Source organism: Paraburkholderia acidicola (assembly GCF_002362315.1).
Lineage (GTDB): Bacteria > Pseudomonadota > Gammaproteobacteria > Burkholderiales > Burkholderiaceae > Paraburkholderia > Paraburkholderia acidicola.
Window position 1 is genome coordinate 1,190,909 of record NZ_MTZV01000002.1, and the last position, 20,717, is coordinate 1,211,625.

At 62.8% G+C, this 20,717-nt stretch carries 21 protein-coding genes; 12 read left to right on the plus strand and 9 right to left on the minus strand.

The genetic code is table 11. From position 1 onward, the window contains the following. The first annotated feature begins 65 nt into the window (after positions 1–65). The 7 genes from accB (at position 66) to BWP39_RS07445 (ending at position 6,297) form a co-directional block, all read left to right on the plus strand. The gene (gene accB, locus BWP39_RS07415) at positions 66–539 is read left to right on the plus strand and encodes an acetyl-CoA carboxylase biotin carboxyl carrier protein (RefSeq protein WP_096718242.1); all 474 of its coding nucleotides are present in this window, start codon (positions 66–68) and stop codon (positions 537–539) included. A gap of 131 nt (positions 540–670) precedes the next feature. Beyond that, positions 671–2,038, plus strand: coding sequence for an acetyl-CoA carboxylase biotin carboxylase subunit (accC, locus tag BWP39_RS07420; RefSeq protein WP_096718244.1), 1,368 nt, complete (start codon positions 671–673; stop codon positions 2,036–2,038). Between the two features lie 2 nt (positions 2,039–2,040). Then, the gene (gene prmA, locus BWP39_RS07425; protein WP_096718246.1) at positions 2,041–2,943 is read left to right on the plus strand and encodes a 50S ribosomal protein L11 methyltransferase; all 903 of its coding nucleotides are present in this window, start codon (positions 2,041–2,043) and stop codon (positions 2,941–2,943) included. Between the two features lie 50 nt (positions 2,944–2,993). Continuing rightward, positions 2,994–4,151: a zinc-ribbon and DUF3426 domain-containing protein gene (locus tag BWP39_RS07430; protein ID WP_096718248.1), complete on the plus strand. Its 1,158-nt coding sequence runs from the start codon at positions 2,994–2,996 to the stop codon at positions 4,149–4,151. A 90-nt stretch (positions 4,152–4,241) separates the two neighbouring features. Beyond that, positions 4,242–4,742, plus strand: coding sequence for a thiol peroxidase (tpx, locus tag BWP39_RS07435; RefSeq protein WP_096718250.1), 501 nt, complete (start codon positions 4,242–4,244; stop codon positions 4,740–4,742). Between the two features lie 90 nt (positions 4,743–4,832). Beyond that, positions 4,833–5,771, plus strand: a complete 939-nt coding sequence (locus tag BWP39_RS07440; RefSeq protein WP_096718252.1) for a carbohydrate kinase family protein — start codon at positions 4,833–4,835, stop codon at positions 5,769–5,771. A gap of 49 nt (positions 5,772–5,820) precedes the next feature. Then, positions 5,821–6,297 (plus strand): outer membrane lipoprotein, encoded by a 477-nt coding sequence (locus tag BWP39_RS07445; protein ID WP_096718254.1) that lies wholly within the window; start codon positions 5,821–5,823, stop codon positions 6,295–6,297. Positions 6,298–6,521: 224 nt separating this feature from the next. Here BWP39_RS07445 and BWP39_RS07450 read toward each other — a convergent pair whose 3' ends face one another. The 4 genes from BWP39_RS07450 to BWP39_RS07465 all read right to left on the minus strand — a co-directional run bounded on the left by BWP39_RS07450 (position 6,522) and on the right by BWP39_RS07465 (position 12,224). Further along, positions 6,522–7,067 carry a histone H1-like DNA-binding protein gene (locus tag BWP39_RS07450; RefSeq protein ID WP_091010995.1) on the minus strand — a complete coding sequence of 182 codons (546 nt, stop codon included), beginning with the start codon at positions 7,065–7,067 and terminating at the stop codon, positions 6,522–6,524. 30 nt (positions 7,068–7,097) lie between these two features. After that, positions 7,098–7,412 carry a hypothetical protein gene (locus BWP39_RS32265; protein ID WP_091010994.1) on the minus strand — a complete coding sequence of 105 codons (315 nt, stop codon included), beginning with the start codon at positions 7,410–7,412 and terminating at the stop codon, positions 7,098–7,100. A gap of 97 nt (positions 7,413–7,509) precedes the next feature. Continuing rightward, positions 7,510–8,745 (minus strand): ribonucleotide-diphosphate reductase subunit beta, encoded by a 1,236-nt coding sequence (locus BWP39_RS07460; RefSeq protein WP_096718256.1) that lies wholly within the window; start codon positions 8,743–8,745, stop codon positions 7,510–7,512. A gap of 452 nt (positions 8,746–9,197) precedes the next feature. Continuing rightward, positions 9,198–12,224, minus strand: a complete 3,027-nt coding sequence (locus BWP39_RS07465; RefSeq protein ID WP_096718258.1) for a ribonucleoside-diphosphate reductase subunit alpha — start codon at positions 12,222–12,224, stop codon at positions 9,198–9,200. A gap of 64 nt (positions 12,225–12,288) precedes the next feature. Between BWP39_RS07465 and BWP39_RS07470 the strand changes: the two genes are divergently transcribed. Next, positions 12,289–12,555: a hypothetical protein gene (locus tag BWP39_RS07470; RefSeq protein WP_096718260.1), complete on the plus strand. Its 267-nt coding sequence runs from the start codon at positions 12,289–12,291 to the stop codon at positions 12,553–12,555. Positions 12,556–12,704: 149 nt separating this feature from the next. On the opposite strand, the gene ampD is transcribed toward BWP39_RS07470, so the two are convergent. The 3 genes from ampD to BWP39_RS07485 are packed head-to-tail and all read right to left on the minus strand — an operon-like array spanning position 12,705 to position 14,570. Beyond that, positions 12,705–13,301, minus strand: coding sequence for a 1,6-anhydro-N-acetylmuramyl-L-alanine amidase AmpD (ampD, locus tag BWP39_RS07475; protein ID WP_096718262.1), 597 nt, complete (start codon positions 13,299–13,301; stop codon positions 12,705–12,707). Beyond that, positions 13,298–13,636, minus strand: coding sequence for a PP0621 family protein (locus tag BWP39_RS07480; protein ID WP_096718264.1), 339 nt, complete (start codon positions 13,634–13,636; stop codon positions 13,298–13,300). The genes ampD and BWP39_RS07480 overlap by 4 nt, the downstream gene beginning before the upstream one ends. A gap of 7 nt (positions 13,637–13,643) precedes the next feature. Beyond that, entirely contained in the window at positions 13,644–14,570 is a 927-nt protein-coding gene (locus tag BWP39_RS07485; RefSeq protein ID WP_096718266.1) for a cytochrome C assembly family protein, read from the minus strand. A gap of 81 nt (positions 14,571–14,651) precedes the next feature. Between BWP39_RS07485 and ffh the strand changes: the two genes are divergently transcribed. Then, the gene (ffh, locus tag BWP39_RS07490; protein ID WP_096718268.1) at positions 14,652–16,019 is read left to right on the plus strand and encodes a signal recognition particle protein; all 1,368 of its coding nucleotides are present in this window, start codon (positions 14,652–14,654) and stop codon (positions 16,017–16,019) included. 92 nt (positions 16,020–16,111) lie between these two features. Next, on the plus strand, positions 16,112–16,663 hold the full coding sequence (locus BWP39_RS07495) for a hypoxanthine-guanine phosphoribosyltransferase (RefSeq protein WP_096718270.1): 552 nt from the start codon (positions 16,112–16,114) through the stop codon (positions 16,661–16,663). Positions 16,664–16,752: 89 nt separating this feature from the next. Here BWP39_RS07495 and BWP39_RS07500 read toward each other — a convergent pair whose 3' ends face one another. Continuing rightward, positions 16,753–17,352 (minus strand): MarC family protein, encoded by a 600-nt coding sequence (locus BWP39_RS07500; protein ID WP_096718272.1) that lies wholly within the window; start codon positions 17,350–17,352, stop codon positions 16,753–16,755. Between the two features lie 11 nt (positions 17,353–17,363). Then, on the minus strand, positions 17,364–19,100 hold the full coding sequence (locus tag BWP39_RS07505; RefSeq protein ID WP_096718274.1) for a proline--tRNA ligase: 1,737 nt from the start codon (positions 19,098–19,100) through the stop codon (positions 17,364–17,366). Positions 19,101–19,359: 259 nt separating this feature from the next. Between BWP39_RS07505 and BWP39_RS07510 the strand changes: the two genes are divergently transcribed. Further along, complete coding sequence (locus tag BWP39_RS07510) at positions 19,360–20,016, plus strand: RNA pyrophosphohydrolase (protein WP_096718276.1); 657 nt, start codon at positions 19,360–19,362, stop codon at positions 20,014–20,016. Positions 20,017–20,097: 81 nt separating this feature from the next. Next, complete coding sequence (locus tag BWP39_RS07515; RefSeq protein ID WP_096718278.1) at positions 20,098–20,655, plus strand: CNP1-like family protein; 558 nt, start codon at positions 20,098–20,100, stop codon at positions 20,653–20,655. Positions 20,656–20,717 lie beyond the last annotated feature (62 nt).

The following is a 20,717-nucleotide window of genomic DNA, read 5'->3' on the forward strand; positions in this document are numbered from 1 at the left end:
ACCACTCTATTCAGGATCGGCGACCGACGCCGCCGACCCTCCACGCATTGAAAAGGGGATGCCCGATGGATTTACGTAAACTGAAGACTCTGATCGACCTCGTTTCCGAGTCCGGCATTTCGGAACTCGAAGTGACAGAAGGCGAAGGCAAGGTCCGCATCGTCAAGAATGCGGCACCGGTTTACCTCCAGCAGCCGTCCGCCTACGCACCGCAATACGCCGCTGCGCCGCCACCGGCGCCGGGCGCCGTCGGCGAACCTGCTGCCGGCGCGGCACCGGCTACGCCGGCCGCCGCCGCACCGCAGGGTCATGTCGTGACCTCGCCGATGGTCGGCACGTTCTACCGTTCGCCATCGCCGGGCACCGATCCGTTCGTCCAGGTCGGCGACACGGTGAAGGAAGGCCAGACGCTGTGCATCATCGAAGCGATGAAGCTGCTGAACGAAATCGAATCCGACGCATCGGGCGTCATCAAGGAAATTCTCGTCGAGAACGGGCAGGCGGTCGAATACGGCCAGCCGCTCTACGTGGTCGGCTGACGCGGCGCGCGTTGCAGCCGCCGTCCGCGCGCCCGAAGCTGTCCGGTGCGCGTCCGATCCTCTAAGGCTCTTGCGCGTGCCGCTCTTTCGCAAGACTCGCGCAGCGCCCATTGATGAGTCGAAAACCCGCTATGTTTGAAAAAATCCTTATTGCCAATCGCGGCGAAATCGCGCTCCGTATCCAGCGCGCGTGCCGTGAGCTCGGCGTCAAGACGGTCGTCGTCTATTCGGAAGCCGACAAGGAAGCCAAGTACGTGAAGCTCGCGGACGAGGCAGTCTGTATCGGCCCGGCCCCGTCGAACCTCAGCTATCTGAACATGCCGGCGCTGATCAGCGCGGCGGAAGTCACCGACGCCGAGGCGATCCACCCTGGCTACGGCTTCCTGTCGGAGAACGCCGATTTCGCGGAACGCGTCGAGCAATCGGGCTTCGTGTTCATCGGCCCGCGGCCCGAAACGATCCGCCTGATGGGCGACAAGGTCTCCGCCAAGCAGACGATGATCAAGACCGGCGTGCCGTGCGTGCCGGGCTCGGAAGGCGCGTTGCCCGAAGATCCGAAGGAGATCGTGAAGATTGCGCGCACGGTCGGCTATCCGGTGATCATCAAGGCAGCGGGCGGCGGCGGCGGTCGCGGCATGCGCGTGGTGCACACGGAAGCGGCGCTCGTCAACGCGGTCAACATGACACGCGAGGAAGCGGGCCGCGCGTTCGGCAATCCGCAGGTCTACATGGAGAAATTCCTCGAAAACCCGCGGCACGTCGAAATCCAGATCCTCTCCGATTCGTTCAAGAACGCCGTATGGCTCGGCGAGCGCGACTGCTCGATGCAGCGCCGCCATCAGAAGGTGATCGAAGAAGCGCCGGCACCGGGCATCGCGCGGCGTCTGATCGAGCGTATCGGCGACCGCTGCGCCGACGCGTGCAAGAAGATGGGCTATCTCGGCGCAGGCACGTTCGAGTTTCTGTACGAGAACGGCGAGTTCTACTTCATCGAAATGAACACGCGCGTGCAGGTCGAACATCCGGTGACTGAACTGATCACCGGCGTCGACATCGTGCAGGAGCAGATCCGCATTGCGGCCGGCGAGAAGCTCTCGTTCCGCCAGCGCGATATCCAGTTCCGGGGACACGCGATCGAATGCCGGATCAACGCCGAAGATCCGTTCAAGTTCATTCCATCGCCGGGACGTTTGACGTCGTGGCATATGCCGGGCGGCCCCGGCATCCGCGTCGATTCGCACGCGTACAACGGCTATTTCGTGCCGCCTAACTACGATTCGATGATCGGCAAGCTGATCGCCTACGGCGCGACGCGCGAACAGGCGATCAAGCGGATGCGCATCGCGTTGTCGGAAATGGTCGTCGAGGGCATCCAGACCAACATCCCGTTGCATCGCGAGTTGATGCTCGACGCGAAGTTCGTCGAAGGTGGCACGAGCATCCATTACCTCGAAAACCGTCTCGCCGCGAAGCAGCAGGCAGCACCGGAAGAAGCGTAAGCATGAGCTACCGGGAACTGATCGTCGAGATGGAGCGGGAACGCGCCGAGGCGCTGTCCGACGCGTTGCTCGAACTGGGCGCGCTGTCGGTATCGGTAGAAGACGCCGACGCCGATACGCCCGACGAACAGCCGCTCTTCGGCGAACCCGGTCTCACCCCCGAGCGCAGCGCGTGGCAGCACTCGCGCGTGATCGCATTGATGGCGTCCGAGGCCGAGCCCGCGGTCCTGCTGGCCGCTGCCTTCAACACGCTCGGGCTCACCACGACACCGCTGTTCACCGTGCGCGAGGTCGAGGAGCAGGACTGGGTGCGGCTTACGCAGTCGCAGTTCGATCCGATCGCGATCGGCGAACGCATCTGGGTCGTACCGTCGTGGCACGACGCACCCGATCCGGATGCGCTGATCCTTGAACTCGATCCGGGCCTCGCCTTCGGCACCGGCAGCCATCCCACGACGCGGCTCTGCATGGAATGGCTCGAGCAGACCGTGACGCCCGGGCAATCGGTGCTCGACTACGGCTGCGGCTCCGGCATCCTTGCGATACTCGCGAAAAAATGTGGCGCGGACCCGGTGTTCGGCATCGATATCGATCCGCAAGCCGTCGAATCCGCCCAGTACAACAGCGCGCGCAATCATGCCGACGTCACCTACGGCTTGCCCGACAGCTGCCCGCCAGGCGAATTCGACATCGTCGTCGCGAACATCCTGTCGAACCCGTTGAAGCTGATGGCGTCGATGTTGTCGTCGAAAGTCAGACCGGCTGGACGGATCGCATTATCCGGCGTTCTCGCGCGACAGGCCGACGAAGTCGCCCGCGCCTACCAGCCGTGGATCGACATCGAAGTCTGGCGCGAACATGAGGGCTGGGTATGCCTTGCAGGAACGCGCCGCGAAAGCCATTAGAATAGGACGTATTGCTCACCTACCGGCCTTCTCAGGCTCCCCGGCTCGATATGCTCCTGGCAACGCGCTGTCCATTTTGCGAAACCGTCTTCCGGCTCCAGCCGGCACAGCTCGCGCTGCGTCGCGGTCTCGTTCGTTGCGGACACTGCCAGCAGGTATTCGACGCAGCGAGCGGCCTGTATGAACACACTGAAGGCGCCGATTTTTCGACAGCCGTGCCGGTTGCTGCGGAAACGGCGGCAGCGCTGACGTCGGGCACCAGCGTGCCGCAGGATGCCGCATCGGCCTCCTCCACCGTTGGCGCACCCGAGACCCCGAACTTCCGCGCCGAAGCGTGGAACCCCTGGGCACCGGCACCCGACGCAGCAGTCGATGAGAACCTGCTGCACGACACGTCGGCGGCGCAGTTCAATCCCGCAGTCGTCGTACCGTCTGCCATTCCGTATGTAGCGCCAGCCGTCGAAAGCAATCCGCAAGCCGCTACGGAACACGAGGCATTCAACGCACCGCAACTCGCTGCCCAGCCCGTCGTCCACGACGCCAACGCATGGCACGGTGCCGAACCCGCGCTCACCGAGGCATCGTCGACGGCGTTGCTCAGGCAGCCCGCGCTCGACGGCGAACCGCATTTCGGCCCGATTTCCAGCGAACCCTTCGCCACCGCGTTACCGCAGGACAGCGGCGACCACTTCGCGGTTGTCCGCGAAACTCGCGCGCCCACGCCGCGACGGCTCGGCTGGCGGATTCTCGGCAGCCTCGTCGCGCTTGCCCTGCTCGTGCTGCTGCTCGCCCAGCTGGCGTGGTGGCAACGTGAAACGGTGATGGTTTACTGGTCGCAGTCGCAGGCGCTGTATGGGCAGGCCTGCGCGCAACTCGGCTGCACGGTGACGGCGCCGCGCGACATCGACGGTTTGCAGGTCGAACCATCCGATCTGCGCCAGGTGGACGGTCCGCACCGGCTCGAACTGAAGATGCCGCTGCACAATCGCTTCAACGTCGCGCTGGCCTACCCGGCCATCGAACTCACGCTGCTCGACGCGCAAAACAACGTGGCGGTGCGGCGTATCCTGTGGCCTCAAGATTATGTGAAGCCGGGCACGCCGATCGCCGCCGGCCTGCCGCCGCGCACGACGCAAACGATGATCGTGCATCTCGACACCGGCAACGCAGTGGCAACGAATTTCCGCGTCCAGATCTTTTACCCGTGACGCATCTTTCGCAGCCTCGCGTGCCTGGCTCTGCCGGGTCAACGCAGGCTCGTTTTCCGTTCAATCCCTGAGTTATTTTCGGAGCACAACATGAGTCAAGTCACGCTGGGTGGCAACCCGATCGAAGTAGCCGGCACGTTCCCTTCCACCGGCCAGAAAGCGCCCGCCTTCTCGCTCGTCGGCAAGGATCTGAAGCCGGTCTCGCTGGCCGATTTCGCCGGCAAGCGCAAGGTACTGAACATCGTCCCGAGCCTCGACACGCCGACGTGCGCTACGTCGACGCGCAAGTTCAACGAAGCCGCGGCGAAGCTGTCGAACACCGCTGTGATTGTCGTATCGGGCGACCTGCCGTTTGCGGCATCGCGTTTCTGCACGACGGAAGGCATCGAGAACGTCGTGACGGCTTCGACGTTCCGCGGTCACGATTTCGCCCAGGCGTATGGCGTCGACGTGACGAGCGGCCCGCTGACGGGCCTGACGGCACGCGCCGTGGTCGTCATCGATGAAAACGACCAGGTCGTTCATGCGGAGCTCGTCGGCGAGATCAAGGACGAGCCCAACTACGACGCGGCACTCGGCGCGCTGAAGTAAGCTCATTACCGGACACGATCCTGCGCCGCGCCTTCCGCGCGGCGCTTTCACATCGTCGCCCCCTCTTCGATTTCTACAGGAACGTTCGCCTTGGCTACGCTGATTTGTGGTTCGATTGCCTACGACATCATCATGAACTTCGAGGGCCGGTTTCGGGAGCACATCCTGCCCGACCAGGTCCACATCCTGAACGTCAGCTTCCTCGTGCCGACGATGCGCCGCGAGTTCGGCGGCTGTGCCGGCAATATCGGCTATTCGCTGCATCTGCTGGGCGGCGACGCGAAGATCATGGGCACGGTCGGCGCCGCCGACGCGCAGTCCTACATCGACCGGCTGGACCGCCTGGGACTATCGAAGGAGTACGTACGGGTGCTGCCCGACACGTATACCGCCCAGGCGATGATCAGCACCGATCTCGACAACAACCAGATCACGGCGTTTCACCCGGGCGCGATGATGCAGTCGCACGTGAACCGCGTCGACGAAACACAAGGCATCACGCTCGGCATCGTGGCGCCGGACGGCTTCGACGGGATGATCCAGCACGCGGAGCAGTTCGCCGCCACCGGCGTACCGTTCATTTTCGATCCGGGCCAGGGTTTGCCGCTGTTCGACGGCGCGTCGCTACGGCGCATGATTGAACTTGCCTCGTATGTTGCTGTCAACGATTACGAAGCTAAACTGGTAAGTAGTCGGACAGGCTGGTCGATAGAAGAAATTGCCGGCCGCGTCGAGGCACTGATCGTAACGCTGGGCGAGAACGGATCGCAGATCCATCATTCGGGGCGCATCGAAGACATTCCGGCGGTCACCGCACAGCGCGTGCTCGATCCGACCGGTTGCGGAGATGCCTTCCGTGGCGGCCTGCTGTACGGCATCGAGCGGAACCTCGGCTGGGCGACCACCGGCCGTCTGGCGAGCCTGATGGGCGCACTCAAGATCGAAACTCAGGGCCCGCAAACCTACGCGCCATCGCGCGCGGAGATCAATCAACGATTCAAGCAGGCGTTTGGTTACGACCTGCCGTAATTCGAGCGGGCACTTCAATGCCCGTTCGGCGTTTATCTGGAGTATGGGAATGAAAACAACGAATCGCCTCGTAGTGGCCGCAATCGTCGTCGGCACGCTCGCCATGTCGGGGTGTGCCTACAACAGCAGTTCGGCCGACGTGTACACCGCATCGCAGGCACAACGCGAAGAAACGGTCCGCATGGGCGTCGTCGACAGCGTGCGCGCAGTGCGTATCAGTTCCAACAATGGCCAGCCTAGCGGACTCGGCGCACTCGGCGGCGGCGCGCTGGGCGCGGTGGCCGGTAGCGCGATCGGCGGCGGGCGTGGTTCGATCGTGACGGGCATCATCGGCGGTCTCGCCGGTGCGGTGGCCGGCAACGCCATCGAGAACGGTGTCGCCGTGCACAACGGCGTTGAAATCACCGTGCGACTCGACAACGGCGACATCCGTGCCATCACCCAGAGTGCCAACGGCGAGATCTTCCAGGCCGGCGAGCGTGTTCGTCTGCTGTCGAGCGGCGGCGTTACCCGCGTCACGCACTAAGCTGGATTTCCCCTAACCGCAGTTCGCTGCGGCGACCTCAAAGCGCATGCGCTCCCCTGTGCATGCGCTTTTTTTCGTGCGTCGTTTCGGCTGGGCGTTCTGCGCAACCGATAAAACCATGGCGAAAAAAATCCCGTCACCGGTCGCCCGGTAACGGGATGGATGATCGAGTAGCGCTACTCAATCATCGACACATCGCGATGTGTCGAATCGCTACAGCGCTGTTACGGACGGCTGCCGGTCGGGAACGGCCATGCAGCGGCCGGGTTCAACGCGGTCTTCACCGTTGCAGCCGGCGCGCTCGATGCAGCAGCGGGCGCAGCGGGAGCAGGTGCAGCCTTCTTCGTCACAGCCTTCTTCGCAGGCGCGGCCTTCTTGGCGGGGGCGGCCTTCTTGGCAGGCGCTTTCGCGGCCTTCTTGGCAGGGGCCTTTTTCGCAGCCTTCTTCGCGACCTTCTTGGCTGCAGCCTTCTTCGCAGGCGCCTTCTTCGCCGCGGCCTTCTTCGCTACCTTCTTGGCTGCGGCCTTCTTGGCCGGCGCTTTCTTCGCAGCAACCTTCTTCACTGCGACTTTCTTGGCAGCAACCTTCTTCGCTGCAGCCTTCTTCGCCGGTGCCTTCTTCGCAGCAACCTTCTTCACTGCGACTTTCTTGGCAGCAACCTTCTTCACTGCGACTTTCTTGACAGCAGCCTTCTTGGCCGGTGCCTTCTTCGCTGCAACTTTCTTCACAGCGGCTTTCTTCGCAACAGGTTTCTTCTTGGCAAGTGCCATCATGTGCTCCTTCAGGTTTTCAGATGAGGTTCAAACTACACACCCTTCGTCAAAACCCGCTTCTCGCTGGCGCTTCTCAAGGCGCGCGCTGCGAAGCGGGCTATTCATCGGCGTACGCAGGTGCTGCGCGCTTACGCTAATGAATACGGTAAGGCGCACCGTGCCTGAAGGCACCGTGCGCCAAGTCCACTCAGCGTCCGTTCCGGACGCCGGCAATCGCTTGATCGTGCCGCCGGCTCGCAAGCCAGCGGCGTTTTCCGGGGGGAAGTTTGCCCATCCCATTGAAGGGCTCGCAAAGTGCCTGTCATGTTTGTGGGCCGATAAGGCACCGGGCATGCTTTGCATCAGGCGTTCCTGCTCCTAACGTCGTGTGCCGGCATGGCGCGCTCGCGCCACTGGGCCGGCATCCCCATCGATGATTCCTGCCGCGAAGGGCTGTGGGTCATTCCCAGGACAGCGCTCCGCCAGTTTGATATTCGATCACCCGCGTCTCGAAGAAGTTGCGTTCCTTCTTCAGGTCGATCATCTCGCTCATCCACGGGAACGGGTTTTCCTCGTTCGGGAACAGCGGATCGAGACCGATCTGCTGGCAACGACGGTTGCAGATGAAGCGCAGGTAGCTCTTGAACATCGAGGCATTGAGGCCGAGCACACCGCGCGGCATCGTATCTTCAGCGTAGCGATATTCGAGTTCGACTGCCTGCTTGAAGATCTCGCGGATTTCCGCACGGAACTCAGACGTCCACAGGTGCGGGTTTTCGAGTTTGATCTGGTTGATCAGGTCGATGCCGAAATTGCAGTGCATCGACTCGTCGCGCAGGATGTATTGATACTGTTCCGCGGCGCCGGTCATCTTGTTCTGGCGGCCGAGCGCGAGAATCTGTGTAAACCCGACGTAAAAGAACAGACCTTCCATCACGCAGGCGAACACGATCAGCGACTTGAGCAGCTTCTGGTCGGCTTCGAGCGTCCCGGTGGTGAAGGCGGGATCGGTCAGCGTGTGGATGAACGGAATCAGGAATTCGTCTTTCGCGCGGATCGACGAAACTTCGTGATACGCGTTGAAGATTTCGCCTTCGTCGAGGCCCAGCGATTCGACGATGTACTGATAAGCGTGCGTGTGGATCGCTTCCTCGAACGCCTGGCGCAGCAGGAACTGGCGGCATTCGGGCGCTGTGATGTGGCGGTAGGTGCCCAGCACGATGTTGTTGGCGGCGAGCGAGTCGGCCGTCACGAAGAAGCCGAGATTGCGCTTGATGAGGCGGCGCTCGTCTTCGGTCAGCCCGTTCGGGTCTTTCCACAGGGCGATGTCGCGGGACATGTTGATTTCCTGCGGCATCCAGTGATTCGCGCAACCCGACAGATACTTCTCCCACGCCCACTTGTACTTGAACGGCACGAGCTGGTTGACGTCGGTCTTGCCGTTGATGATGCGCTTGTCAGCAACATTCACGCGCGCCTCGGAGGCGGCGACCGGTGTTGCAGCGGTGGAATTCTGAGCGGCGTACGGAGCGACAGCGATGTCGTTCGCGAAGATATCTTTCGCCGAGGGAGCCTGATGAGCGGGACGCGTTACAGCTTGCGTACCGACAGCCGCTTCCGCCGAGTGGCGCAACGTATTTTGTTGCGCAACGCTCGCGGGAGTTACGGCAGTGATCTCGTCATCCCAGTTGAGCATAAATGTCACCATCAATTTAGAACGGTTTGTACCATCTTTTCACGAGCGTTAAAAGAGTTCGCTCACGAAAAATCCTGTTTTCGATTCGCGTTGCGACCTTCATACAACACTTTGTTCGTTCAACTGCATCGCGCGCTTCGCGCAACGCAGTCGAAACACGTGTCGAAGAAGTGCTTCACGCGATCGATTTGCATCGATCACAAGCGTGTCGATGCCTTAAAAATTTCTGTTGCCAAAGCGTCTGCATCACAGCGGATGCTTCGGGTAATTACCTGTTCGTCAGTGCGATCGAGACGAAGTTCAAGGTGCAGTGATTCTCTTCGGCACACATCGCGCGATCGTCTTGCGCTCGCACTGCGCGTTGTTCTTCGGATGCTTCTGTTCGACTGCTGCGCCGGCGATCCCCCACTGTTCCAGGTTCCCGCCGGCGATGCTCTCTATATAGATAGAAGTTACTGGCAGGCTTCGCACTCGTCGAAGCCCGGGTCGCCCGGACGCATCATGCACACCGGACCGTCTGCTTCCGGTGCCGCAGCGATCGCTGCCGCTACCGGCGCCGCCGCGTTCAGACCACCCGACGACGCCGCACCGCCGCTCACGCCGAAGCCGCCCGCATTGCCGATGCCACCGCCCGCGGAGCCACTACCCGACGCGCCGCCTGATGCGCCGCCGTCACCCGACGACACCGCGTTCAACGCGCCGTGCGCAACCGTCGACTTCTCGACGTGCGTCGCCGCCATCGTGCGCAGGTAGTAAGTCGTCTTCAGACCGCGCAACCACGCGAGCTTGTAGACCTCGTCGAGCTTCTTGCCCGACACGCCGCCCATGTAGATGTTCAGCGACTGTGCCTGGTCGATCCACTTCTGCCGGCGCGACGCCGCTTCGACGAGCCACGTCGGGTCGACTTCGAACGCGGTTGCGTAGATGGCGCGGAGGTCGGCCGGAATCCGGTCGATGCGCGACAGCGTGCCGTCGAAGTACTTCAGGTCGGCGACCATCACCTCGTCCCACAGGCCGCGTGCCTTCAGGTCGCGCACCAGGTAGTCGTTCACCACCGTGAATTCGCCCGACAGGTTCGACTTCACGTAGAGGTTCTGGAAGGTCGGTTCGATGCAGGCCGACACGCCGATGATGTTCGAGATCGTCGCCGTCGGCGCGATCGCGACGCAGTTCGAGTTGCGCATCCCGTACGTTGCAATGCGGGAACGCAGTTCGGTCCAGTCCATCGATTCGCTCGAATCGACTTCGACATAGCCGCCGCGTGCGTCGGCGAGCAGCTTCAGCGTGTCCTGCGGGAGGATGCCGCGATCCCACAGCGAGCCGCGGTAGCTCGAGTAGCGGCCGCGTTCCTGGGCCAGCTCGGTCGATGCGTAGTACGCGTAGTAGCAGACCGCTTCCATCGACGTATCGGCGAACGCCACCGCTTCCTGCGACGCATACGGCGTGCGCAGCATGTGCAGGCAGTCCTGGAAGCCCATGATGCCCATGCCGACCGGGCGGTGCTTCAGGTTCGAATTGCGGGCCTTGGCGACCGCGTAGTAGTTGATGTCGATCACGTTGTCGAGCATCCGCATCGCCACGCTGACGGTACGCTTCAGCTTGTCGTGGTCGAGCACGTAGCTGCCGTCGGCCTGCTTCGCGAGGTGGGCGACGAGGTTCACCGAGCCGAGGTTGCAGACGGCGATTTCGGTGTCACTGGTGTTCAGCGTGATTTCCGTGCACAGGTTCGACGAGTGCACGACACCGACGTGCTGCTGCGGGCTGCGGATGTTGCACGGATCCTTGAACGTGATCCACGGATGGCCGGTCTCGAACAGCATGCCGAGCATCTTGCGCCACAACTGGGCGGCCGGGATCTTCTTGAACAGCTTCAGTTCGCCGCGGGCCGCCTTGGCTTCATAAGCGACGTAAGCCGTTTCGAACTCGGCGCCGAACTTGTCGTGCAGGTCCGGGCAATTGGACGGCGAGAACAGCGTCCAGTCACCGCCTTCCATGACGCGCTTCATGAACAGGTCGGGAATCCAGTTCGCCGTGTTCATGTCGTGGGTACGGCGGCGATCGTCGCCGGTGTTCTTGCGCAGTTCGAGGAATTCTTCGATGTCGAGGTGCCACGATTCCAGGTACGCGCAGACCGCGCCCTTGCGCTTGCCGCCCTGGTTCACCGCGACCGCGGTGTCGTTGACCACCTTCAGGAACGGCACGACGCCCTGCGACTTGCCATTCGTGCCTTTGATATGCGAGCCGAGCGCACGCACGCGGGTCCAGTCGTTGCCGAGACCGCCGGCGAACTTCGACAGCAACGCGTTCTCTTTCAGCGCCTCGTAGATGCCGTCGAGGTCGTCGTCAACCGTCGTCAGGTAGCACGACGACAACTGCGAGCGGCGCGTGCCCGAATTGAACAGCGTCGGCGTCGAGCTCATGAAGTCGAAGCTCGACAGCACGTTGTAGAACTCGATCGCGCGCGCTTCACGATCGACTTCGTTCAGTGCGAGGCCCATCGCTACACGCATAAAGAATGCCTGCGGCATTTCGATGCGCACGCCGTCGCTATGCAGGAAGTAGCGGTCGTACAGTGTCTGCAGGCCGAGGTAGCCGAACTGCAGGTCGCGATCGGCGTCGAGCGCGGCGCCGAGGCGCTTCATGTCGTATTGCAGCAGCTTGTCGTCGAGCAGCTCTGCCTGCACACCGCGCTTGATGAACTGCGGGAAGTATTCGACGTAGCGTTCGTCCATCTCGGCCTGTGTCACTTCCCCGCCGAGAATCTCGCGGCGGATCGTATGCAGCAGGATGCGGGCGGTGACCTGGCTGTACGCCGGGTCCTTCTCGATCATCGTGCGCGCCGCGAGAATCGCCGAGTCGTAGACCTGGCTCATCGGTACGCCGTCATACAGGTTCTTCACCGTTTCCGTGACGATCGGCGTGGCGCTGACCGCGTCCCCGAGGTTCGCGCAGGCGGATTCGATCAGCGAGTGCAGCGCCTGCAGGTCGAGCGGACGCGTGATGCCGTTGTCGACCACGTTCAGTCCGGGTGCGGCTGCGTCGGTAGCTTCGTGCACGACGCCGCGCTCCTGGTTGCGCTTCTCGCGATACAGCACGTAGGCCCGCGCGACGTTGTGCTCGCCGCCGCGCATCAGCGCGAGTTCGACCTGGTCCTGGATGTCTTCGATATGGAACGTCCCGCCGTTCGGACGGCTGCGCACCAGCGCGCGCACGACGCTCTGCGTGAGCTGCTCCACCAGTTCGCGCACGCGAGCTGACGCCGCACCCTGACCGCCGTTCACGGCCAGAAACGCCTTCGTCACCGCAATCGCGATCTTCGACGGTTCGAACGACACCACGCTGCCATTGCGACGGATCACCTTGTAGTCGGCGAAGGTCGTCTGCGGTGCGAGCCCTTGTGCGCTGTTTGCCTGCCCGGCGAAGGGATGGCCAGCGGATGCGCCCTCGGACCGGGTCGTTACGTTGTCGGTCGTTTGCATGTGCAAAGCTCCTGATTCTGGAATATGCGGAGAAACCGCGGATTAAAACGAACGCTGCGCCGCCGTGGGCGCGAGCGATAGGCTGGAAGAAAAGGAACAGCGAGGCCAGGTGGCCGGATGCGACAAAGCTGAAAAGACCATGGTCTGCATCATGTATGTCGCGATCACTTGCTGCCCCCCCTTCTTCGATGTAGCTGACGCCGCCGATCCCTCAACCAGCCGCGCCGCACGAATATTTTTCACTGCCGGGCATGCTCACAGCGCCGTGCTCGTGGAGCTGAGCGCCGTCTATCTACAACCCATGAACACACAACATATAGTGGAAAACTGAACGTCTGGCACCAAGTATAGTGAACTTTCTAACCATCTCAAATTATTTTATTTGCCCTCATGCGCTTGACTTTTGATGGTCCGCGCAACGGCGGGCCGATGCGGAAAGCAAGCGCCCATCGCGCTTTGCCGCACGTTGAACGATGCGTGTCAGGAAGCGAGGGGACGATGCAGATAGGGGAAATACCGATCGGCAAGCGCGGTGTCGCGCTGCAGTCGTGGCCATTCGAAATGCGGGCCTGGATCGGTCTTGCGGCCCGGCGCAATATCCGCGTGACCGGCGAGCGCGCCGATCGGATAACGCGCGACCAGCGCCTTCACGAGCGCGGCGAGCGTCTCGTATTGCGGCGCTTCGAACGCGGTGGCGTCGCTGCCTTCCAGTTCGATGCCGACTGAGAAGTCGTTGCAACGTTCGCGGCCGAAAAAACTCGACGAGCCGGCGTGCCACGCGCGCTCGTCGCACGACACGTACTGCTCGAGCGAGCCGTCGCGGTGGATCACGAAATGGGCGGACACGCGCGTATCGCGCAGATGCGTGTCGTAGTACGGATGCGCATCGCAGTCGAGCTGGTTCAGGAAGAGATCGGTGATCGCGCTACCGCCGAACTCGCCGGGCGGCAGGCTGATGTTGTGCACGACGATCAACGTCGGCACTGCGTCAGCGGGTCGCGCCTCGTAGTTCGGTGACGGCAGCCGGCGTGCGCCGGATACCCAGCCGTCGGCTTCGACGGCGTAGCGAACCGTCATCGCGCTTCGCGGCCTGTCGGTCGCGCGGCATGACGGTGTGCGTGCTCGGCGCAGCAGAACGCTTGCCCCGCGACGACCACCGAGTCGCTCTTCGGCGCATGCACGCCGCACTCGACGCAGCGGATCATCGGCTCGGCGAGTTGCGCGGCTGCGCGGGGGGCGCCGGCTCCGGCCGGGTTTGCACCCGTGGTGCGCGCGTTACCGGCGTCACCGGTTGCGCCTGCAGGACCGGTTGCGCCGCCGGTGCGCTGGGTACGCGCGTCGGCGCGGCGCAGCGCTTTCACGAGCCATTGGCCGACGATGAACAGCAGGATCAGTAGAAAGATTTGTCGCATGGAAAGCTCAGACCACAGGGCGGTGCAATAGCACCTCGAAAACGAAACGGCTGCCGACATACGCGAGCAGCAGCGCCACGAACGACGCCAGCACCCATCTTAACGCTGCGCGGCCGCGCCAGCCGGACACCTTGCGGGCGGTCAGCAGCGCGCCGAACATCAGCCACGAAAGAATCGCGAACACGGTTTTGTGATCGAGCCGCAGCGCGCGGTCGACCAGTTGTTCGCTGAACAGGATGCCGGACACCAGCGTAAGCGTCAGCAGGACGAAGCCGGCGGCGATCAGACGGAACAGCAGCTTTTCGAGCGTCAGCAGCGGCGGCAGCGAATCGAGCCAGCTCGACAGCCAGTCGTTGTCAGACGCCGCGCCCGGCCGCGGCGCCGAGCCGCTGCCGCGCATCGCATGCAGACGGCGCTCGACCAGCAACATCAGCACCGCGTGCAGCGCCGCAATCGCGAACAGACCGTAGGCGATATTGGCGATCAGAAAGTGCAGCTTGAAAAGTGGCGCCGCCGAATACGACAGCACACGCACACCACCGAAGCCGAGCGGCAACAACGACGCCACACAGGCGAGCGGCAAAACGAGCAGTCGCAGACCATCCAGTGGAAAAAACAGGCTCTCAATCCAGTAGATGCCGACGCCAAGCCAGAACATCGCGGACAGCGCGAACGCGAAACCGAACACCATCGCGTTCTGCGGGAAGATCGTGGTGTGCAGCAGTGCGCCGTGCGCGAGCAGTGCGACGACCAGCAGCGCGCGGCCCGACGTGCTCATGCCCACCGCGGCGGCAACCCCGGCGCGCGGCCCGACCGGCAGCGGCGGAACGCTCTCGAGCAGCGGCTGCGCAGCGGTCTGCCGGTGCGCGCGCCAGCCCGCGACGGCAAGACCGCCGTACAGGAGCGCAGTGAGGGCATACAGTACAATATCCATGTTCGAAGTTTACACTAGGGCCTCGGTCCGCGACGGCTTCGTCGTCGCGGACCGTTCTGGCCGCACTGCTCATCGCTCCCCATGCTCGACAATCTGACTCAACGGATGGCGCGCGTCGTCAAGACGCTGCGCGGCGAGGCCCGGCTTACCGAGGCCAATACCCAGGAAATGCTGCGCGAAGTCCGCCTCGCGCTCCTCGAAGCCGACGTTGCGCTGCCGGTCGTGCGCGACTTCATCGCCAAGGTGAAGGAAAAGGCGCTCGGCGAAGAGGTGATCTCGAGCCTGTCGCCGGGGCAGGCGCTCGTCGGCGTCGTCCAGCGCGAGCTGACCGCCTTGATCGGCGGCGACTATGAAGGCAAGGCCGTCGAGCTGAACCTCGCGGTGACGCCGCCTGCGGTCATCCTGATGGCCGGTCTGCAGGGCGCGGGCAAGACGACCACGGTCGGCAAGCTGGCGAAGCTGCTGCGCGAAAAGTCGAAGAAGAAGGTTCTGACTGTTTCGTGCGACATCTACCGCCCTGCCGCGATCGCGCAGTTGAAGACAGTGACCGAACAGGTCGGCGCTGACTTCTTCCCGTCGGAACCGGACCAGAAACCGATCGATATCGCACGCGCCGCTGTCGACTGGGCAAAGCGCCACTATCACGACGTTCTGATTGTCGATACGGCCGGTCGCCTCGGTATCGACGAAGCGATGATGCAGGAAATCACCGCGCTGCACACCGAACTGAAACCGGCAGAAACGCTGTTCGTGGTCGACGCGATGCTCGGTCAGGATGCCGTCAACACGGCGAAGGCGTTTAACGACGCGCTGCCGCTCACTGGTGTCGTGTTGACCAAGCTCGACGGCGATTCGCGTGGCGGTGCGGCGCTGTCCGTGCGCCACGTGACGGGCAAGCCGATCAAGTTCGTCGGTGTCGCTGAAAAGCTCGATGGCCTCGAAGTCTTCTATCCGGACCGGATGGCGAACCGGATTCTCGGCATGGGCGACATCCTCGCGCTCGTCGAGGAAGCGCAGCGCGGCGTCGATGTGCAGGCCGCGCAGAAGCTCGCCGACAAGGTCAAGAAAGGCGGCGACTTCGACCTGAACGATTTCCGCGCGCAGCTCTCGCAGATGAAGAACATGGGCGGCCTGTCGTCGCTGATGGACAAGCTGCCGGCACAGTTTCAGCAGGCTGCCGCAGGAGCCAATATGGGCCAGGCGGAAAAGCAGATGAGCCGGATGGAAGGCATCATCAACTCGATGACACCGCTCGAACGCGCCAAGCCCGACCTGATCAAGGCGACTCGCAAGCGCCGCATCGCGGCGGGTGCGGGCGTGCAGGTGCAGGAAGTCAACCGGATGCTGAACCAGTACGACCAGATGCGCACGATGATGAAGAAGCTGAAGGGCGGCAATCTGCAGAAGATGATGCGCGGCATGAAGGGTATGCTGCCCGGTATGCGCTGACCGTCAAGGAACGCGGGGACGCGGGTTTATGCTGTAGCGTGCCCGGTCCGTTTTTCTCACACTATGTATACAGTTACCGCCCGCCAGACGTCATGAACCGAGAAGAAGCGCTCCACATTTTCCGCCACTCCGAAGAAATCGTATCGGCCAACGACGTCAACGCGTCGATCAGCGGGATGGCCACTGCCATCCGCGCCGAGATCAGCGAGGAATTCCCGCTGGTGCTGTCGGTGATGGGCGGCGCGGCGGTGTTCACCGGCATGCTGCTGCCGCACCTCGATTTCCCGCTCGAATTCGACTACATCCACCTGACCCGCTATCGCAACACGACCAAAGGCGGCGCCGACATGCAGTGGCGCGTTGCGCCGGCCGAGTCGGTGAAAGATCGCGTCGTGCTGGTGCTCGACGACATCCTCGACGAAGGCGAGACGATGGCCGCGATCCGCGACCGCATCCTCGATATGGGCGCGAAGCGCTTCCTGAGCGCCGTGCTGTGCGAGAAGACGCTGACGAAGGCAAAACCGCTGCATCCGGATTTTTGCGGTTTCGAAGTGCCGGACCGCTATGTGTTCGGGTGTGGGATGGATGCGAAGGGTTACTGGCGCAATCTGCCGACTATCCGGGCGCTGACGGAAGGCGCATAGGCTTCAGTGGCTCCTCTACCCTGAATGAAAAAGCGGCCCGCGGGCCGCTTTTTTCTTTACTGCACCGACTAGCTAGCGCACATCGGCACTCAAAGCTGATGCACGAAACTCCTGATGCCGCCCAGGATCATCTCGACGGAAATCGCCACCAGCACGAGCCCCATCAGGCGTTCAAATGCGGTCACCGTGCGCTCGCCGAGCCAGACCTGAATGCGCTCCGCCAGCACCAGCACGATCGCGCAGACGATCATCGTCACGGTCAGCGCACCGACCCATTCGAACATCTTGCCGGGCGCCTGCGAGGTCAGCAGCATCACGGTTGCGAGCGCCGACGGCCCGGCAAGCGCGGGGATCGCGAGCGGCACGATGAATGGCTCACCGCCGCGCTTGTCGCTGCCGAACGCACCATCCGGATGCGGGAAGATCATGCGCAACGCGATCAGAAACAGCACGATGCCGCCGCCGATCCGCAACGATTGATCGGTGAGGCTCATCATCCGCAGGAAGCGGTCGCCGACCAGCATGAACAGCAGCAGGATCGCAAACGCGATCGCCACTTCCCGCAGGATCACGACGACGCGCCGGTGAGGCGCGACGCCGCGCAGGCAGTTGATGAAAAGCGGGATGTTGCCGAGCGGATCGGTGATCAGCACCAGCAGGACTGTCGCGGACAGGAAGTTATATTCCATGTCCGCTCCGGTCAGCGCGCGAGCGCCGCACGAATCTTCTCAATCACGGTTTGCGCCGCGCTCTCGACCGGCAGCAGCGTCGCTTCGGTGTCTCGGCGCCCCTGATATTCGATCTTGCCTTCCTTCAGCCCGCGCTCGCCGATCACGAGACGATGCGGAATGCCGATCAGCTCCCAGTCGGCAAACATGACGCCCGGACGCTCGCCGCGATCGTCGAGAATCACGTCGATGCCGGCTTCGACGAGCGCCGCGTACAGCGTGTCCGCGTGCTCGCGCACCGCATCGCTGCGGTCATAGCCCATCGGGCACAGCACGATCTCGAACGGCGCAATCGATTCCGGCCAGATGATGCCCTTCTCGTCGAAGTTCTGTTCGATCGCCGCGCCGAGAATCCGCGTGATGCCGACGCCGTAGCAACCCATCAGCATCGGCTGCGGCTTGCCGGACTCGTCGAGGTAGGTTGCGTTCATCGCCTCCGAATACTTGGTGCCGAGCTGGAACACCTGGCCGACCTCGATGCCGCGGCAGATCTCGAGCACACCCTTGCCATCCGGCGACGGATCGCCCTTCTTCACGTTGCGGATATCGGCGACGACCGGCTCCGGCAGATCGCGGCCCCAGTTCACACCGGTAATGTGAAAGTCGAGTTCGTTCGCACCGACCACGAAGTCGCTCATGTTCGCGACCGTGCGGTCCGCGACGACCTTCACCGGCTTCTTCGTGCCGATCGGGCCGAGATAGCCGGGCGGCGTGCCGAAGGTCGCGACGATTTCCTCTTCGGTCGCGAAGCGGAGGTTGGCGAGACCGGGCAGCTTGCTCGCCTTGATCTCATTCAGGTCGTGATCGCCGCGCAGCATCAGCAGCCAGATGGTCGGCTCGGCGCCTTCCTCTTCGGTCGCGAGCACGATCGACTTGATCGTGCGTTCAAGCGGGATGTTCAGCAGTTCGGCCACGGCCTCGCACTTCGCCTTGCCCGGCGTCGCGGTTTTCTGCATTGGCTCGGTGGGCGCGGCGCGCGCGGCGAGCAACGGCAATGCTTCGGCGGCTTCGATGTTGGCTGCGAAGTCGGAAGTCGGACAGTAGACGATCGCGTCCTCGCCCGTATCGGCGATCACCTGGAATTCATGCGAACCGATGCCGCCGATCGACCCGTTGTCGGCCGCCACCGCGCGAAACTCAAGACCGAGCCGCGTGAAGATCCGCACATACGCGTCGTACATCTTGCGATACGTCTCGCGCAGGCCGTCCATGTCCTTATCGAACGAGTACGCGTCCTTCATGATGAATTCGCGGCCGCGCATCACGCCAAAGCGCGGACGGATCTCGTCGCGAAACTTCGCCTGGATCTGATAGAAATTCACCGGCATCTGCCGGTAGCTCTTGATCTGGTTGCGCGCGATATCGGTGACGACTTCCTCGTGCGTCGGTCCGAGCACGAAGTCACCTTGCCGGCGATCCTTGAAACGCAGCAGCTCCGGTCCGTACTTTTCCCAGCGGCCCGATTCCTGCCAGAGCTCGGCCGGCTGGACGACGGGCATCAGCAGTTCGATCGCGCCGGCCCGGTTCATCTCTTCGCGCACGATCGCTTCCACCTTGCGGATCGAACGCAGACCGACCGGCAGATAGTTATAGATGCCGCCAGCAACCCGGCGAATCATTCCGGCACGGATCATGAGCTTGTGACTGACGATTTCGGCGTCGGCGGGGGCTTCCTTCAGCGTGCCGATAAAGAAACGGGAGGCTTTCATTCAGAGTTTTTTCCAAAAGCGGCGGCCCGGACAGGCTGCCCAAAAGATGAAACGGTGGAAATCGCGAACCCGGCACCGATCCAGCACTCACCCGGCGAAGCAGGAGGGACGCGCTCCGGGCGCCCTACCGGGGGCGCCACGATCACGCCCTCTTTGCTGCCGGCTGGCGGAGAATCGACCCATTCTGGGTCGATTCGGTGCGTAGGGTCCGTTATCTGTTTATAATCAAAGCAATTTTAAAGGATTCGAAGGTGGTTGTATGCTGGATCGTGAAGGCTTTCGCCCGAACGTCGGCATCATCCTCTTGAACGCGCACAACGAGGTGTTTTGGGGCAAACGGCTCCGTGAACATTCCTGGCAGTTTCCGCAAGGGGGCATCAAGTACGGCGAGACCCCCGTGCAAGCGATGTATCGGGAGTTACACGAAGAAACCGGGTTGCTGCCGGAACATGTCAAGGTTATCGGTCGCACGCGCGACTGGTTGCGCTATGAGGTGCCGGACAAGTTCATCAAGCGTGAGGTCCGCGGTCACTACCGCGGGCAGAAGCAGATCTGGTTTCTGCTTCGGATGGTGGGGCGCGACTGCGATATTTGCCTGCGCGCCTGCGATCATCCGGAGTTCGATGCCTGGCGCTGGAACGAGTACTGGGTGCCGCTCGACTGTGTGATCGAGTTCAAGCGGGATGTGTATCAGATGGCGTTGACGGAGTTGTCCCGTTTTCTGCGCCGCGCAGCGCCGCGGACAGAAAAACCGGGCATGCATCATGGGCCTCGCTATCCCCGGATAGCGACGTCGGCGGACGGAACCGTCATGACCTCGACTGTCGTGGTCGAGGCGACGCTCCGGACGACGATCGAGTCCGACTGCGGCTCTGTTGAAAGCGTCATCGGCCACGTGCCGGGGCTGCGCGATTAAAAACCTGTGCGGCCGCTTACGCATGCCGCCTCTTGCCGGTGCGGCACGTGTGCTGCCGCGCCGGTGTTTCGAGGAATCATATTGAAAGTACTTGCTCTCGTCGTGGCGTGCGCCGCCACCGGCGCCTTGCTGGCTGGCTGTTCGAATTGGGGTCAACCGCCTGCTCAGGGTCAAACCGCGTTCCAGTACCTGCTGGACGAGCCTTCCAACTGGAAGGAAAACAAGGTCGATACGCTGCCGCCGCTGCCGGACCCGGCCAATCTGCTGGCGTTCGATGTATCAGGTAATACGCCGCTGCATTTCTCGCTGGATGCGAAGTCGGTCTCGGTCGGGTCCGACGGCGTCGTGCGTTACACGGTGGTGGTCACGAGTCCCGCCGGCGCGCGCAACGTGAACTACGAAGGCATCCGCTGCGATACGTACGAATCGCGCCTGTATGCCGGCCTCGATGCGGATCACAACGGCTGGGACCGGACCGTCGCGAATGACTGGACACGGATCGAGAACGGCGACCTGAACGCGTATCGCGCGACGCTCTATCAGGATTACTTCTGCGCGAACAAGCTGCCGACCGGCAACGCCGCGAAGATCGTCGAGAACGTCAAATACCACCGCACCGCGACTTCGCAGCTCCACTGACGCGAACCGCATGCTGAACGCTGGATGAGAAGGGGCGGCGCCGGTCTGCTGGCGCCGCCCCT